Genomic DNA, 16,104 nt, shown 5'->3' on the forward strand with positions numbered 1-16,104 from the left:
CACTCGACGTAAACGTTTGCTTTTTTCCTTGAAGCATTAATAAGAGGCGAGTACACTCGCCTCCGTTTTAATAACCTAGCTTATAAGACTGCTCAAAATGACTAAAAATATTCATGACCAACGTATTCTGATCTTGGACTTCGGTTCTCAGTACACTCAGCTAGTAGCGCGCCGTGTACGTGAAATCGGTGTTTACTGTGAACTGTGGAGCTGGGACGTTGAAGAAGCGGATATTCGTGAATTCAATCCAGACGGTATCATCCTATCTGGTGGCCCAGAAAGCGTAACGGAAGACAACTCTCCACGCGCTCCTCAATACGTATTTGACTCTGGTGTGCCAGTACTAGGTGTATGTTACGGCATGCAAACTATGGCTGAGCAGCTAGGTGGTAAAGTAGCGGGTTCTACTGAACGTGAATTCGGCTACGCACAAGTTAAAGTTTCTGGTGAATCTGCACTGTTTAAAGATCTTGAGCTAACTCAAGATGTGTGGATGAGCCACGGTGACAAAGTAGTAGAAATTCCTGCTGACTTCGTGAAAGTCGGTGAGACAGACACATGTCCGTACGCTGCGATGGCGAACGAAGAGAAGAAGTACTACGGCGTACAGTTCCACCCAGAAGTAACGCACACGAAAGGCGGCCTACAAATGCTAGAGAACTTCGTTCTTGGCGTATGTGGCTGTGAGCGTCTATGGACTTCTGAATCTATCATCGAAGACGCGGTTGCTCGTATTAAAGAGCAAGTGGGTGACGACGAAGTTATCCTAGGTCTATCTGGTGGCGTGGATTCATCGGTAGTAGCGATGCTAGTTCACCGTGCAATCGGCGACAAGCTAACGTGTGTATTTGTAGATAACGGTCTGCTTCGTCTAAACGAAGGTCAACAAGTAATGGATATGTTCGGCGACCAATTTGGTTTGAACATCATCAAAGTTGACGCTGAAGAACGTTTCCTAAAAGCACTTGAAGGCAAATCGGATCCAGAAGAGAAGCGTAAGACAATCGGTCACGTATTCGTAGACGTATTTGATGAAGAGTCTAAGAAGCTGAAAAACGCGAAATGGCTAGCTCAAGGAACGATTTACCCAGACGTTATCGAATCTGCTGCATCTAAGACTGGTAAAGCGCACGTGATCAAATCACACCACAACGTGGGCGGCCTTCCAGATGACATGGAGATGGGTCTTGTTGAGCCACTACGTGAGCTGTTTAAAGATGAAGTTCGTAAGATCGGCCTAGAGCTTGGTCTTCCGTACAACATGCTTTACCGCCACCCATTCCCAGGTCCTGGTCTAGGTGTTCGTGTTCTTGGTGAAATCAAGAAAGAGTACTGTGACTTGCTACGTCGTGCAGACGCTATCTTCATTGAAGAGCTACACGCTGCAGACCTATACAACAAAGTATCTCAAGCGTTCACGGTATTCCTACCAGTTCGTTCTGTAGGTGTAATGGGCGACGGTCGTAAGTACGATTGGGTTGTCTCTCTACGTGCGGTAGAAACTATCGACTTTATGACTGCACACTGGGCGCACCTACCATACGACTTCCTAGGTAAGGTTTCTAACCGCATTATCAACGAAGTTGACGGTATCTCTCGTGTGGTTTACGACATCTCAGGTAAGCCACCAGCGACAATCGAATGGGAATAATATTCCCTTCATATTTGAAGTAGCAACGTTGTTGACTTCTCCATTTCACCCTAATCACATAGTAAACCTATGCTCATAGGGCTGAAATGGCTTGTCGCCTAGTTGCAACTCCAACTATTTTGGGAATTAGTTGGAGTATTTGACGTAAAGATTAAAATAGTAAAACCAGCCTTCGGGCTGGTTTTTTTATGCCTGAAAAGTGTGAACGTAGGTCTCAACTTTTTTATTAGCAGATATATACATGCGCGATTGTTGAATGTATATTCATTTTTGGTGTTTAAATATTAAAGTTGGTATTGCTATGGAACAGGCAGAAGTTACCTCCCTCATCCCCATCATTATTACGTTAGTCCTCGCGCTAACTACAAGAAACGTTGTCGTCGGTCTTTTTGCCGGCGTCGTCAGTGGTGTGGCTATGCTTGAAGGCACATTCGTCGACAAAGGTCCGCTCGATTCGTTTAGCGCACTGATGAAGAGTTACCTGTTGCCGCAACTGACTGACAGTTACAACGCGGGCGTCATCCTTCTTTTGGTTTTCATTGGTGGTTTTGTCGCCTTGATGGAGAAATCTGGCGGTGGCGTGGCGTTCGCTAAAAAGGTCACTCAGTGGGTTGCAAGCAAATGCCAAGCGCAGCTTTCTGCTTGGTTTGGCGGCGTTGTTATTTTCTTTTCAGACCTTGGTACACCGTTAATTGTTGGCCCTGTCTTTCGCCCTCTATTTGATAAGTTGAAAGTCTCCCGTCAGAAGCTTGCGTTTATTATCGATTCAACTTCATCCCCAGTGGCTATTTTGATCCCTTTCATCGGTTGGGGCGTTTACATCATGAGCCTGATTCAAAAAGAGTTTGCTGCACTGGATGTGGGTATCAGTGATTGGGATGCCTTTATTGGCGCGATTCCTTACCAGTTTTATGCCTTTTTAGCGATCGCAATTGTGCCGATTGTCTCTTGCTTCAAACTGGATTTTGGACCGATGGCGAAAGCGGAGCAGCTTGCAGAGCAGGGTTCTGATTTTGGAAAAGTGCAAGATTCATTAAATGTGTTTGAGCATAAAAATGCAAAAACAAGTTTTGTTTGGGCGCCACTGCTCGTCATGCTTGTGGTGCTTTGCTCGATTCTAGTGCCTCATGGTTTTCCATTTCAGAAAGTAGCAGGCTCCACCTTCCGTGCTGCATTGTCGTCGGCGTATTTCTTTGCTGCAATTACCCTAATTAGTTTGATGGCGTTTTATGGTGTGAGAAAGCTTTCAGATGGCATTCAGGTTTACCTAAAAGGGATGTCGAACATGATGTCCGTTGCGGTGATTTTAGTTCTCGCTTGGTCACTGAGTTCTGTCGGTAAAGAGCTTGGCGCTGCGGCTTACATTGCAGAGCAAGCACAAGCTGGCTTCCCATACTGGTTATTGCCTGCCGTGGCTTTTCTATTAGCGGGTATTATCTCTTTTGCCACAGGGTCGTCGTGGGGGACTTTTGCCATCATGATGCCATTGGTCATTCCAACCGCTGTCGCGATTGATGCGCCATTGTTGGTGTGTATTGGTGCGGTGCTGTCTGGTGGTTTGTTCGGTGATCACTGCTCTCCAATTTCAGAGACCACTATTTTGTCTTCGACTGGTGCGGGTTGTGAGCAGTATGAGCACTTTAGAACCCAGTTGCCTTATGCGGTACTCAACGGCGCTATCGCCCTGACAAGCTTCCTTGTTGCGGGAGTAATGGCTTCTCCTTTGATTGTGCTGGTGGCAATAGTGGCGCAGTTTGCCATTTATTTGGTGCTCTCTAAGCAGCAATCTTCACCAATGTCAGAGCAAGTAATAGCAGAGCAATAGCAATAAATGAGAGCGGGGGATTATCCCCCGTTTTCTTTTGAGTCGAGGTAACAGTTTTTGTGATACTCGCTGTGTAACAGTGTTTATTTATAAACTTTGCGTCGCAGAATGAATGGGCTTCACTCTGCTCTTTTCCTACATGATCCACTATGTGTCTAGTTATTCCTTGTATATTGTATTGTTAAATACGGAGATTAGACATGTTTGCACTCAAACATCTGCCTCTTGCATTAGGTTGTGTACTCGCTGCACAAGCTAATGCCAGTATGAATATCCAACCTGATCCACAAAATCCAAATGGCTACGTGATTGCTCGTGGCGACATTCAGACTGTGGAACAAAGCAAAACTTCTGACCCTATGTACGCCATCTGGGCACAAGCGTTAGAAACTCGTCCAAATACAGTGGTTGAAGCGATCGTTCCAGGAGCTGCAAGTAACCCAGAAAACGTTCAACGTGTTGAGCGTGTTTTCCCTGAATCTGAGTGGGACTTCTTAACTCAGATGGCTGCACCAGAGTACACATATACTCGTTTCCTGCGCGCGATTGGTAAGTTCCCTGCATTCTGTGATGAGTACACAGACGGGCGTGATTCAGATGCAATCTGTAAGAAATCCATCGTGACAGCATTCGCGCATTTCGCTCAAGAAACAGGTGGCCATATTGCGGTGGATAACGTATCGGACAATCCGCTAGCACTGGAAGAGTGGCAGCAGGCACTTGTTCACGTACGTGAAATGGGGTGGTCTGAAGGTCAAGAAGGCTACACAACAGGCTGTGGTCAAAACGATTGGCAAAACAAGCGTTGGCCTTGCGAGCCTGGTCAGGGGTATTTTGGTCGTGGTGCAAAACAGCTTTCTTACCACTTTAACTACGGCGCGTTCTCTGAAGTGATGTTTGATGGTGATGCATCGGTACTGTTGAAGAATCCAGGCTTAGTCGCTGATTCATGGTTGAATTTGGCTTCTGCAATTTGGTTCTTCTTAACCCCTCAAGCGCCAAAACCAGCAATGCTGCACGTGATTGATCGTACTTGGGTACCATCGCAACGTGAAATCGATGCGGGCATTGGTTACGGCTTTGGTACTACCATCAACGTCATCAACGGCGGTATTGAGTGTGGTGAGCAGAACAAAGACAAAGGCCAGCCAGTTAACCGCATTCGTTACTGGGAAGGTCTAGCGGCGCACTATCAAATTCCTATCGAAGCTGATGAAACCAATACCTGTTGGCAACAAACGCCTTACGGTAGCTTAAACCTTAACGGCGCGACTGACGTGCTTTACACCAACTGGGATGGTAACTGGAAATACTACTCAGATCGCCCGGGCGGTCACTCATTTGAGTGTGAGTTGGTTGGTTTCCAAACTGCGTATTCCGCGCTGGTTGCTGGTGATTACGAGAAGTGTGTTACTAACTTCTACCAATCTCATGCGGGCTGGCCTGAAGTTAGTGTCGTGGAAAAATTAGACCCAGTCGATCCGGTAGATCCTCCTGTAGACGGTATTGCCGCTTGGGATGCTGGCAAAGTGTACAACGCTGGCGACCAAGTTTCTTACCAAGGTGCCGTTTATGAAGCGAAATGGTGGTCACAAGGCAATGAGCCAACCAAAGGTGATCCATGGAAGCTGGTTTCAGGTACACCAACTGAGCCGCCAACGACAGAGCCTCCTGTTACAGAACCACCAGTAACCGAGCCTCCAGTAACTGAACCACCTGTGACGGAACCTCCAGTATCAGGAGATTTCATTGCATGGGAACCGGGTGTGACTCAAGTGGCGAATGGCGACAAAGTGACTTATCAAGGTAAGTGTTTTATTGCGAAAAATGGCCCGGGAGTATGGGAAACGCCAACCCAGAGCAACTGGTTCTGGGATGAGATCTCTTGCCAGTAATTGAGCAATAAATAGTCTAATTATCTATAAAGACTCTGCTTTTTAGCAGGGTCTTTTTTTATTCACTCAATTGCTTATTTGTGCAATCTAAGTTTTCAATAACGTCTTTTCTCTTTTGTTTTTTAGTCCATTAAAATTCGCGCGCAATTTTTATCAACATTTTTGAAAACAGGTACGCTTACATGTCTACTAAACTGGCTAACCCAGCGCCGCTAGGCCTAATGGGTTTCGGTATGACCACGATTCTGCTTAACATCCATAACGCAGGATTCTTCCCAATTGACTCTATGATCCTAGCAATGGGTATCTTCTACGGTGGTCTTAGCCAAGTTCTTGTTGGCATGATGTGCTTTAAACGTGGTGATACTTTCGGAACGACTGCATTTACTTCTTACGGTCTATTCTGGCTAACATTGGTTGGTCTAATCGTAATGCCTTACATGGGTCTACCAGCTAGCCCTGCACACTTCATGGGTTGGTACCTACTACTATGGGGCATCTTCACTGGCTTCATGTTTATCGGTTCTCTATGTTACCCAGTAGCGAAGCAAGTTGTATTTGGTTCTCTTACTATTCTGTTCTTCCTACTAGCGGCACGTGACTTCACTGGTAGCGAGCTTATCGGTACTATTGCAGGCTTCGAAGGTATCTTCTGTGGCGCAAGCGCAATCTACTTCGCAATGGCTCAAGTACTTAACAATGAGTACGGTCGTACAGTGCTTCCTATCGGCGAAAAGCAAAAGCCACAAATTGCTACGCAAGAAATCGCAGCTTAATCGCTCTGAGTTGAATGCAAAAGAAAAGGGTTAGCCACTGGCTAACCCTTTTTTAATGCCCATTATTTGGACCACTGCTTTTTCTTATATACCTGCCAACCCGTTAGGGGAGGATGCTAAGTGAAGCGTTAGGTAGATGGCTGTTCTACCGTCTCTAGCGTATCGCTATCTGCAGTTGGTGCTTTTCCTGTCTTGCGTTTGTACTTCTCTTCCCAGTAATCCGCGCCTTTAATGCCTAACGCTACAGGGTTAAATGTGTATTCAGTCACACCGCGTTTTTGTTGTTCTTCATAATCGGCCAGTGCTTTTAGAGCCGGCTTTGACATGAAGAAGATGATCAGAATACCGACGATGTTCAGCCAAGCCATCAAACCTACACCTACGTCACCCATTGCCCATGCAAGATTGGCTGTCTTAACCGTACCGTAGAAAACGGCTGTGATAAGAATGACTTTCAGAACAAACATCAAACCGTTTACTTTGAAAGTACGACGGATGTACGCGATGTTGGTTTCTGCAATGTAGTAGTACGCTAGGATTGTTGTGAAAGCGAAGAAGAACAATGCAACAGCAATGAATGGCTTACCAACACCAGGAAGTGCACTCTCAATCGCCATCTGAGTAAATACAGGGCCATTCGCGCCGATATCTGCTGGTAGGTTTTGTACAAGGAATGTTCCTTCCACCGCACCTTGTACGTTGTACGCACCAGTGATAAGAATCATAAACGCGGTTGCAGAACATACTAGTAGTGTATCAATGTAGATAGAGAACGACTGAACCAGACCTTGTTGTGCAGGGTGATCAACACTTGCCGCCGCCGCTGCATGAGGGCCTGTACCTTGGCCTGCTTCGTTAGAGTAAACACCACGTTTTACACCCCAGCCAATCGCAGCACCGATACCAGCCATTGGTGTAAATGCATCACCAAGGATCATACCAACGATACGTGGGATTTCACCGATGTTAAGCAGGATGATAACGAACGCTGTGATGATGTAAGCCAATGCCATGAAAGGAACGACAATCTGAGTGAAGTTCGCGATGCGTTTTACGCCACCAAAGATGATGAAAGCGAGAATGACACAGACAACCGTACCAGTGAAAATTTTAGCGAAACTGAAGGTACCAATAGCGGTTTCAATCATGTCACCTGAGCCAAATGCTGCTTCTACTGCGTTACCAATACTGTTCGATTGAACACCTGGAAGTAGAACACCACATGCAAAGATGGTTGCGATAGCAAAGATCCATGCGTACCACTTCTGACCCATTGCTTTTTCAATATAGTAAGCTGGACCGCCGCGGAATTCGCCTTCGTCTTCTTCTTTATAAATTTGTGCTAGTGTTGATTCTGCGTATGCGGTTGCTGCGCCAAAGAAGGCAACGACCCACATCCAGAAAACGGCACCCGGACCACCGAAACCGATAGCGGCTGCAACACCGGCAATGTTACCTGTACCTACACGGCCAGATAGTGAAACGGCCAAAGCCTGAAATGATGAAATCCCCTTGGTTGAACTCTTACCATTAAGTAGCAAGCGCCACATTTCAAAGAAGTGACGAATCTGCACAAAGCGCGTCATGATCGAGTAGAACAAACCAGCGCCAAGGCACAAATAAATCAGTACCGGACTCCAGATAATTCCATTCAGAAAATCAACTAATGACTGCATGAGTATTTTCCCTGTTTGTTATGGTTGTGGTTGTTTTTCGTACAACACATTACCCTTTTTTGTAATGCAATTGTTAATCTTTTTAACTAAAAATCCTTTGTAGCGTGATGGTGAACACAGAATGCTTAAATATTGTTAAAAATTGGTTCTTGTTATGTATCTGAGTGGTTTTTATTGGAATTGGCAATAAATTGATTGAATATGCAGCACATTGTCATGAAAATGTGCTGCAAGAGCTGGAAGTTGTATCTTCTGGTTGTTATTCAACTTGTGGAGTAATGTACTGTTTGAAATGGTTTGCAGTTGTTTAAGCGTAACGGCTCAAGCTTAATTCTGAGTGATTTGTTACTTTGGCATTTGTGTTCATCATGACGTCTGCAAGTATCTGCCCTGATCCGCAAGCCATGGTCCAACCGAGCGTTCCATGTCCTGTATTAGTGAACAAATTCTCGTAGGGTGTCGCCCCAATAACTGGCGTGCCATCTGGGGTCATAGGGCGAAAACCGGTCCAAAATTCGGCTTGAGTGAAATCGGCACTTTGTGGAAACAAATCACGAATCACCATTTCAATCGTCTTTTTGCGTTTTTGTGGTAACGAAGGATCAAAGCCAGCAAGCTCTGCAGTTCCCGCAACTCGGATGCGATCGTCAAAGCGTGTCATGGCTACTTTGTAGGTTTCATCCATGACGGTAGACCGCGGTGCAAATTGCTCACATTCAATCGGAACCGTCAGTGAATAGCCTTTGACGGGATAGACCGGAATATCGATTTCAAGCTGCTTGAGCAATGCCGTCGAATAACTGCCCGAAGCAAGCACAAACTGGTCAGCTTTAAACAAACCACGGTCCGTTTGGACACCCATGATCTTTTTGCCTACAGTAACCCAATTGCTCACCTCAGTATTGAATTCAAACCTGACACCATGAGCTTTCGCTAGCTCAGTTAACTGCTGACAGAACTGGAAGCAATCTCCGGTTTCGTCATCAGGTAGGTATAACCCACCGACCAGTTTTTCTTTCACTAATGCCAACCCTGGTTCTTGTTTGATGCAGTGCTCGACATCCATTAACTGAAAGCGTGTACCGCTTTGCTCTAACAACTTGAGGTCTTTTTCTATGGCATCGAGCTGCTGTTGAGAGCGAAATACTTGTAAGGTACCTAACTGACGACCTTGGTATTCAATGGCATGATCACGTCTTAGCTGCTCTAGACAGGCTCGGCTATGATTGGCAATAGATAGCATTCTTGCTTTGTTGATCTGATAGCGAGATAAGGTGCAGTTCGACACCATTTGCGTTGCCCAGCGGATAAGCTCTGGGCTGAGAGACGGCTTTATCTTGAGTGGTGCATGCTCTTCAGTGAGCCACTTTATGGCTTTGAGCGGGATACCCGGGGCAGCCCACGGCGAGGAGTAACCGTAAGATATTTGTCCGGCGTTGGCGAAGCTGGTTTCCATAGCACTGCTTGGTTGGCGATCAATCACGGTAACCTGATAACCTGCCTGAGATAAGTACCAAGCTGAGGTCAAACCGATAACACCACTGCCGACTACGATGACTTCCATTGATGCGCTCCACACATTTTCAATGTTGCGCAGTGTGTATTCTTTACCTTTTATTAACAATCGATATAAATTACATCCAGTGTTTAGAAAAACTATAGGCTCAAGGATGAAAAGTAGTGTCGTTAGCGGATTGTGGTTATTCAGCCAAGTGGCAGAACACAGCAGTTTTACCAGTGCAGCAAAGGCATTGCACCTGACGACGGGCGCAATTAGTCAGCAAATCATCCAGTTAGAAGAGCTGCTTGGTTTTACTTTGTTTGAACGCCATTCGCGAGGAATTCGATTGACGCCCAAAGGAATGCAGCTATCTCAATCCACACAATTTCACTTCTCAGAGCTAGGAAAAACGCTTGAAGAGCTACAAGCTGAAAAGCTCCACAATGAAATTCGACTCAAACTGACGCCTTCTTTTGCATTTAAATGGTTGGTTCCACGCCTTGAAAGTTTCCACCTCGAAAATCCCGATCTCCAAGTGCAGATTTTTGCAGAGGGGGCGTTGGTGAATAGCGAGCTAAAAGACTACGACGTTGCGATAGATTACGGTTCTCACCCCTATCGAGATAAAAGCGCAGAGCGGATTCTCGATGAGCAACTTTTGCCAGTGATGAGTCCAAAATACCTTGAGGATCATGGGTGGCTAAAAACTCCTAAAGCGAGACCAGAACAATGGCTAGGCGCGACGTTACTGCACGATGCTATGCCGTGGGGTAAAGCTCCGCGTGACTACGAATGGCTTTATTGGGCATCAAGTATGGGGCTAGATTTCAAAACGGATTTAGGACACTTCTTCAATCGTACTGATATGGCAATGTCAGCGGCCGAAGCTGGAGTGGGCATTGCGATGGCACGCATGGCACTGGTGGAAGATGAGCTCAAAACTGGTTGCTTGGTTTCGCCATTTTCCCCCGTTGATGCCAACGCTGGTTATTATCTGATTATTAATACAAAAAGCGAGCCTACAGCGCGATTTAGACGTTGGCTCTTACAGCAAGTCCAATCATCAATGTAGAGAGAGCTAATTGGTACAAGTGTTTAAGAAATAATAAAAATAAATTTCTTAATTACATGATACTTCGAATTGCTTCCCACAAATTGTCTTCCGTTTATTAACTCCTCTCACTCCGTCCTCTTTTTCCATATCATCCAAGAATTAATCAATGGATGAGAAAGACTATGGCTAAAAAAATCTCTCTTGTATTAGCCTTAGCTCTATTTTCGGTAGGAGCAAGTGCAATGTTTTGGCCGTTTAAAAAATACGATGTGGAAATGTCTCCAGAAGTTCGCGGTGTCATCACACTTGATGGTGTGCCACAAGCGGGGTTAACGGTTTATCGGGAGGTTTATTATGAAGGGTACAAAAAAGGAAAAACCTTATCAGACGAAGTTCAGACCAATGAGCGAGGAGAGTTTTCTTTCGAACGCATCATTGTACGTTCCAGTGCTCCTGGAGATCTCTTTGGAGGTAGTTTGAAGGTCTATCAAAACATCTGTGTCGATAGTGACTCTGAAAAGAAAGAAATTTGGGGTGCATGGGTGCCAACTGAAGGGGCGGAATCACTGCGTTGGATGCTAATGAATATAGACTGTGAGTTATCAAACAGTAAGCGAATTCATGAAGTTGAAATATCTTCAGAAAGTAATAATAGGCGTACTCCTGTTCATTCTGTATGTGATTGGCACAATCAGAAAATTGATACATACGAATATGATGAAAGTACAGATACCCACATGTTGAAAAACAGACCAAGGAAGAGTAATTAATGAGCACTATTTCTCCTATAATGGCTAGTGAACTAAGCATTACAGCCTATGAGGTAAAGCATAATCTTGAACGTGTGAAGCTGTCTGCCATTGTTGATAATCACTTTAGTTTTTCGAAAGTAGAAGTAGGTACATCTGGTGGTTTTTTCTTTCGCCCTGAAACGGGGTTTGCTCTATTAGGAAAAGGCAAAAGTCAGCGCCATAAGAACGACCTTGTTTTAGCTTTTAGAGGCACTGCGGGGTTAGCGGATGGAATTACTGACTTAACGTGCAGTGGAAAGGGAACGGGGACAGGAGAAATCGTGCACACTGGCTTTCAAACGACTTTCTATTCAATGAAAAAGGGACTTACTCGTTTTTTGCGTGATAATCCGGTTATTGGTAATGGCACTATTCATTGTGTCGGACATAGTTTAGGCGGCGCATTAGCCACTTTGGCTGCGAACTGGATATCGGCTTCTCCTGAGTTTAAAGGAAAGGTGAATCTGTATACCTTTGGATCACCAAGAGTGGGAATGAAGTCGTTTTCGGTTAACTCATCGTCGCGTATATCGTCGCATTTTCGTTGCGTGAATGGTGCCGATCCAGTTACGAAAGCTCCAGTGTGGCCTTTTTATCACGTGCCTTATGATGGTTCTGAATACATACTGAATCGTGCCCAAGGTTTTCATCCTAAAGCGCACTTTATGGCGGAGTATAGCTCCCACACACAAAAAGAAACTTGGGATAGTTTAGGTTTTCAAAAAGCAAATTCAACTTTTAAACGAGTAGTTTTGAATTACGAGAATCGACTTCAGGCGAAACCGTCTGCTGATTGGTCAGACAAGATTTCTGCGGCAATCTTGACGCTGCTTGTCGATGGTACTTATGCTGCGACGGTCTTTGCATTGCAAAGTGGTGGTGCTTCTATTGCAACCATCTACGATGTTGTGGCTCGCTCTATGATAAAAATCTCAGAACTTTCCAGTGAGTTTGCCGATCGCGTAAAAGGCTTACTTGGCCATATGCTGGTATTTGCCGGTAAAGGTGCTCAGATTGCGATTAAGTTTACCTATTCATTTATCCGCTGGGTATTTGAACTGGTTTTAAGCAAATTGAATCAGGCGGTTAAAGCTGCACTTAAAACGACTTTTTAATCATCTATAAACCGTCTCAATCGAGGCGGTCTTTTATGTTAGCAACCCCTCAACAAGGTCTTTCCGAAACCTAACCCCATCGCTGTGACTAAAGCAGTATTTCTTTGCTGAAAAAATCGGCAATATAAAAGAATAACCATTCACTCAATAGTTCAGGGAAGATGCATGAAAGACGAAACACTCTCGATCCATTTTGGCTACGAAACAGACCCAACAACCAAATCTGTTGCGACACCGATTTACCAGACCGTCGCGTATGAGTTTGATAACGCTCAACATGGTGCCGATCTCTTTAATCTGGAAGTGCCAGGCAATATTTATACGCGCATTATGAACCCAACCAATGACGTGTTGGAAAAACGTATGGCAGCACTAGAAGGCGGTATTGCGGGTCTTGTCGTGAGTGCTGGTAGTGCGGCAATCAACTACGCGATACTGACCCTTGCCCAAATCGGGGATAACATCGTTTCGACTCCTCAGTTATATGGTGGTACTTACACTTTGTTTGCGCATATGCTGCCGAACCAAGGCATTGAGGTGCGTTTTGCCAAGGATGATAAACCAGAGAGCCTCGCTGAGCTTATCGATGAGAATACCAAAGCGGTTTACTGTGAAAGCATTGGTAATCCGGCTGGCAATATTATCGATCTTGAGCGTGTTGCTGACTTGGCTCATGCGCAGGGAGTGCCTGTGATTGTAGACAATACGGTCGCAACGCCTGTGCTATGCAAACCAATCGAATTTGGTGCAGATATTGTGGTTCACTCGCTCACTAAATATGTTGGTGGTCACGGTACGACATTGGGTGGCATCATCATTGATTCGGGCAAGTTTCCTTGGGCGCAACACAAAGATCGTTTCCCAGTATTTAATCAGCCGGAGCCTTCTTACCACGGCGTGGTTTATACCGAGGCATTTGGAGAGGCAGCATTTATTGGTCGTGCTCGTACTGTCCCTTTGCGTAATACCGGTTCTGCTTTGTCACCAATGAATGCGTTTATGTTGATGCAAGGGTTGGAGACATTATCGCTGCGTATGGAGCGACATACCGAAAACGCACTCAAAGTCGCGGAATACTTAAGCCAGCACGAGAAAGTGAGTTGGGTAAGCTACGCAGGCTTGCCAGATTCTGAGTTCTATCCATTGGCAGAGAAATACATGCAAGGTAAGCCGTCGGCGATTTTGTCGTTTGGTTTAAAAGACGGTTATGAGGCAGGTGTGCGTTTTTACGATGCGCTTAAGATCTTCAAGCGACTGGTGAACATTGGTGATGCGAAGTCGCTTGCTTGTCATCCTGCATCAACTACGCACCGTCAATTGAGTGAGGCGGAGCAAAAGCAAGCGGGCGTGTCTCCAGAGATGATTCGTTTGTCTGTTGGCATTGAACATATCGATGATATTTTGGCTGACTTAGAACAAGCGCTGAACGCGTAATTGTATTTTTCAATAGAGTTTTGGGTTACCCATAGGCCAGCCTTGCTAAAAGCTGGTCTTATTTTTCTAACGTACTTATTTGTAATGCTTTTTTAGTATTTGGCCTGTGGTATTCCAAATGCTCATGGTGGTGTACTTTTCTTACCTTGCGTAGACGTCATATCTTCCTGATTATGCTTAGCAAAGATTCACAAGGAAGAGGCACTTATGTCTTATATCTTTCACCGTCATTGCCACACCCAATTACCTACTATCGCCAGAGGGGAAGGGGTTTACTTGTTCGATAGCCAAGGTAATCAATACCTTGATGCTTGTGGTGGAGCGGCGGTGTCAAACCTTGGTCACAGCCACCAAGCCGTTAAACAAGCCATGCTAGACCAAATAGAAAAAGTGCCTTTTGCTCATACTGGCTTTTTTACCAGTGAGGTTGGAGAGCAATTAGCAGAGCTGATTTGCCAGCAAATGCCATCGCATTTCAATCACGTTTACTTAGTCAGCGGGGGTTCTGAAGCGGTTGAATCTGCACTCAAAATGGCAAGGCAATACTTTGTGGAATGTGGCAAGCCTGAGAAAAAGCAGTTTATTGCTCGGCAGCAAAGCTTCCATGGAAATACGCTTGGAGCGCTGGCTGTTGGAGGGAATGAGTGGCGCCGAGAACCCTTTAAACCCATTTTGCATCCAAGCCATCACATAGCGCCGTGTTATGCCTATCGACATCAAAAAGAAGATGAATCAGAACTCGACTATTCACTGAGAGCTGCCAATGAACTTGAAGCTAAAATTATAGAGCTGGGCGCAGATAACGTGATGGCATTCGTTGCGGAACCGATTGTTGGCGCAACGGCTGGTGCATTGACTGCCACTCAAGGTTACTTCAAGCGAATTCGGGAGATTTGCGATCGCTATGATGTGCTGCTGATCATGGATGAGGTGATGTGTGGTGTCGGACGCAGCGGTAGCTTTTTTGCTTTTGAACAAGAGCAAGCCGTCCCAGACTTAGTCTGTATGGCGAAAGGGTTAGGGGCGGGTTATCAACCTATCGGTGCCGTTGTTGCCAATGACAAAGTCTATCAAGCAATCGCGTTTGGTAGTGGCTTCTTTCAACATGGGCATACTTTTATGGCGCATCCTGTTGCGTGCGCAGCCGCCGTTGCGACCATTCAGGCCATCGGCGATCAAAAGCTCTTGCAAGCTGTTAGCCGGCAAGGGGCACAGTTAAAAAGCGAGCTCGAGTCGGCGCTTTCAGATTTCCCGTATATCGGGGATATTCGTGGTAAAGGGCTGTTTATTGGCATTGAGCTTGTAGCAGATAAACTGAGTAAAGCACCGTTGTGCAACTCGACCTTGGCAGACAAGCGTATCAAACAACAAGCGATGGCAAATGGACTGATGTGCTACCCAATGGGCGGCACGATTGATGGCGTAAACGGGCACCATATTCTTCTCGCCCCGCCTTTTATCATTGAACAAAATCATGTTGATGAGCTGGTGGAAAAGCTCACTCGCACACTCAAAGAGGTGTCGCAGACATGGCAATGAATCCCCCAACTGAAAGATCCCGAATTGCGATTATTGTTGCGCCCAATGGGGCGAGAAAAACCAAGCAAGACCATGCTCAATTACCTATGAATATTGAAGAATTGGTTTCCGAAGCGAAAGCGTGTCAAACGGCAGGGGCAGCCATGGTCCATTTGCACGCGAGAGATACACAAGGCAGACATTCTCTAGAGGTTACCGACAACTTAGAAATCTACCACGCGGTGAAAACAGCAGTCGGGGATTCGATGATTGTCCAACTCACCACGGAGGCTGTTGGCATGTATTCACCACCACAGCAAATCGCGCTGATCAAAGCGGTAAAACCGGAAGCCGCCTCTTTTGCCTTACGTGAACTGATTCCAGATCAGCAGAGCGAGGAGCAAGGTTTTGCCTTTTTTGATTGGGTCGCTAATCAGGGCATTCTTAGTCAAATCATTTTGTATGATCAGGCAGACATCGGACGCTATTTCTCCCTGAAAGACCGTGGCGTTTTATCAAAGCACAACCAACACGCGTTAGTGGTACTTGGTCGATATCATGAGACTCAACAATCTTCGCCGTGGGATTTACGGGCTCTGCATTTAGAGCGCTTTATTCAGGAAGACGTTAGGTGCGCCGTGTGTGCATTTGGCGCGAGAGAGCAAGACTGTTTAACCCATGCAATGCTATTGGGATTGGATGTTCGGGTAGGCTTTGAGAACAACCATTTGAGTTCGAATGGTCAACTCGCGAAAAACAATGCTGAGCAAGTGCAACGATTGAAAAATCTCAGTGAGTTGCTCGGAGTGCCGTTGCATGATGCGGAAAGTTTTCGAGAATCCATTTAGTAACGGATACAAAAAAGGCT

At 45.7% G+C, this 16,104-nt stretch carries 12 protein-coding genes; 10 read left to right on the forward strand and 2 right to left on the reverse strand.

Features of this window, described 5'->3' with window-relative positions:
• The first annotated feature begins 97 nt into the window (after positions 1-97).
• From guaA to ACTS60_RS04740, 4 genes are all read left to right on the forward strand, one after another.
• A complete protein-coding gene (gene guaA / locus ACTS60_RS04725; RefSeq protein WP_005447693.1) occupies positions 98-1,651 on the forward strand; it encodes a glutamine-hydrolyzing GMP synthase in 1,554 nt (517 codons plus the stop codon).
• A gap of 301 nt (positions 1,652-1,952) precedes the next feature.
• The gene (locus ACTS60_RS04730; RefSeq protein WP_440887321.1) at positions 1,953-3,476 is read left to right on the forward strand and encodes a Na+/H+ antiporter NhaC family protein; all 1,524 of its coding nucleotides are present in this window, start codon (positions 1,953-1,955) and stop codon (positions 3,474-3,476) included.
• Positions 3,477-3,676: 200 nt separating this feature from the next.
• On the forward strand, positions 3,677-5,371 hold the full coding sequence (locus ACTS60_RS04735) for a chitinase (RefSeq protein ID WP_440887322.1): 1,695 nt from the start codon (positions 3,677-3,679) through the stop codon (positions 5,369-5,371).
• A gap of 182 nt (positions 5,372-5,553) precedes the next feature.
• Complete coding sequence (locus ACTS60_RS04740) at positions 5,554-6,147, forward strand: acetate uptake transporter (protein WP_010446201.1); 594 nt, start codon at positions 5,554-5,556, stop codon at positions 6,145-6,147.
• Positions 6,148-6,275: 128 nt separating this feature from the next.
• On the opposite strand, the gene ACTS60_RS04745 is transcribed toward ACTS60_RS04740, so the two are convergent.
• Both ACTS60_RS04745 and ACTS60_RS04750 read right to left on the reverse strand, forming a co-directional pair.
• A complete protein-coding gene (locus ACTS60_RS04745) occupies positions 6,276-7,823 on the reverse strand; it encodes an alanine/glycine:cation symporter family protein (protein ID WP_010446203.1) in 1,548 nt (515 codons plus the stop codon).
• A gap of 307 nt (positions 7,824-8,130) precedes the next feature.
• Positions 8,131-9,387, reverse strand: coding sequence for a D-amino acid dehydrogenase (locus ACTS60_RS04750; RefSeq protein ID WP_010446205.1), 1,257 nt, complete (start codon positions 9,385-9,387; stop codon positions 8,131-8,133).
• A gap of 106 nt (positions 9,388-9,493) precedes the next feature.
• On the opposite strand from ACTS60_RS04750, the gene ACTS60_RS04755 reads away from it, so the two are divergent.
• The 6 genes from ACTS60_RS04755 (at position 9,494) to ACTS60_RS04780 (ending at position 16,084) form a co-directional block, all read left to right on the forward strand.
• Positions 9,494-10,396, forward strand: coding sequence for a LysR substrate-binding domain-containing protein (locus tag ACTS60_RS04755; protein WP_440887323.1), 903 nt, complete (start codon positions 9,494-9,496; stop codon positions 10,394-10,396).
• A 164-nt stretch (positions 10,397-10,560) separates the two neighbouring features.
• The gene (locus ACTS60_RS04760; RefSeq protein WP_440887324.1) at positions 10,561-11,148 is read left to right on the forward strand and encodes a DUF6795 domain-containing protein; all 588 of its coding nucleotides are present in this window, start codon (positions 10,561-10,563) and stop codon (positions 11,146-11,148) included.
• On the forward strand, positions 11,148-12,284 hold the full coding sequence (locus ACTS60_RS04765) for a lipase family protein (RefSeq protein WP_440887325.1): 1,137 nt from the start codon (positions 11,148-11,150) through the stop codon (positions 12,282-12,284). The genes ACTS60_RS04760 and ACTS60_RS04765 overlap by 1 nt, the downstream gene beginning before the upstream one ends.
• 165 nt (positions 12,285-12,449) lie before the next feature.
• The gene (locus tag ACTS60_RS04770; RefSeq protein ID WP_440887326.1) at positions 12,450-13,718 is read left to right on the forward strand and encodes an O-acetylhomoserine aminocarboxypropyltransferase/cysteine synthase family protein; all 1,269 of its coding nucleotides are present in this window, start codon (positions 12,450-12,452) and stop codon (positions 13,716-13,718) included.
• 207 nt (positions 13,719-13,925) lie between these two features.
• The gene (locus ACTS60_RS04775; protein WP_440887327.1) at positions 13,926-15,257 is read left to right on the forward strand and encodes an aspartate aminotransferase family protein; all 1,332 of its coding nucleotides are present in this window, start codon (positions 13,926-13,928) and stop codon (positions 15,255-15,257) included.
• Positions 15,248-16,084: a 3-keto-5-aminohexanoate cleavage protein gene (locus ACTS60_RS04780; protein WP_440887328.1), complete on the forward strand. Its 837-nt coding sequence runs from the start codon at positions 15,248-15,250 to the stop codon at positions 16,082-16,084. Before ACTS60_RS04775 ends, ACTS60_RS04780 begins: the two co-directional genes overlap by 10 nt.
• Positions 16,085-16,104 lie beyond the last annotated feature (20 nt).

It is taken from the genome of Vibrio sp. WZ-1, from assembly GCF_052037695.1.
GTDB lineage: Bacteria > Pseudomonadota > Gammaproteobacteria > Enterobacterales > Vibrionaceae > Vibrio.

Bases quoted from the DNA above. Each gene is read 5' to 3' on its own strand.
- guaA (WP_005447693.1), top strand. From the start codon at position 98: ATGACTAAAAATATTCATGACCAACGTATTCTGATCTTGGACTTCGGT.
- ACTS60_RS04730 (WP_440887321.1), top strand. From the start codon at position 1,953: ATGGAACAGGCAGAAGTTACCTCCCTCATCCCCATCATTATTACGTTA.
- ACTS60_RS04735 (WP_440887322.1), top strand. From the start codon at position 3,677: ATGTTTGCACTCAAACATCTGCCTCTTGCATTAGGTTGTGTACTCGCT.
- ACTS60_RS04740 (WP_010446201.1), top strand. From the start codon at position 5,554: ATGTCTACTAAACTGGCTAACCCAGCGCCGCTAGGCCTAATGGGTTTC.
- ACTS60_RS04745 (WP_010446203.1), bottom strand. From the start codon at position 7,823: ATGCAGTCATTAGTTGATTTTCTGAATGGAATTATCTGGAGTCCGGTA.
- ACTS60_RS04750 (WP_010446205.1), bottom strand. From the start codon at position 9,387: ATGGAAGTCATCGTAGTCGGCAGTGGTGTTATCGGTTTGACCTCAGCT.
- ACTS60_RS04755 (WP_440887323.1), top strand. From the start codon at position 9,494: ATGAAAAGTAGTGTCGTTAGCGGATTGTGGTTATTCAGCCAAGTGGCA.
- ACTS60_RS04760 (WP_440887324.1), top strand. From the start codon at position 10,561: ATGGCTAAAAAAATCTCTCTTGTATTAGCCTTAGCTCTATTTTCGGTA.
- ACTS60_RS04765 (WP_440887325.1), top strand. From the start codon at position 11,148: ATGAGCACTATTTCTCCTATAATGGCTAGTGAACTAAGCATTACAGCC.
- ACTS60_RS04770 (WP_440887326.1), top strand. From the start codon at position 12,450: ATGAAAGACGAAACACTCTCGATCCATTTTGGCTACGAAACAGACCCA.
- ACTS60_RS04775 (WP_440887327.1), top strand. From the start codon at position 13,926: ATGTCTTATATCTTTCACCGTCATTGCCACACCCAATTACCTACTATC.
- ACTS60_RS04780 (WP_440887328.1), top strand. From the start codon at position 15,248: ATGGCAATGAATCCCCCAACTGAAAGATCCCGAATTGCGATTATTGTT.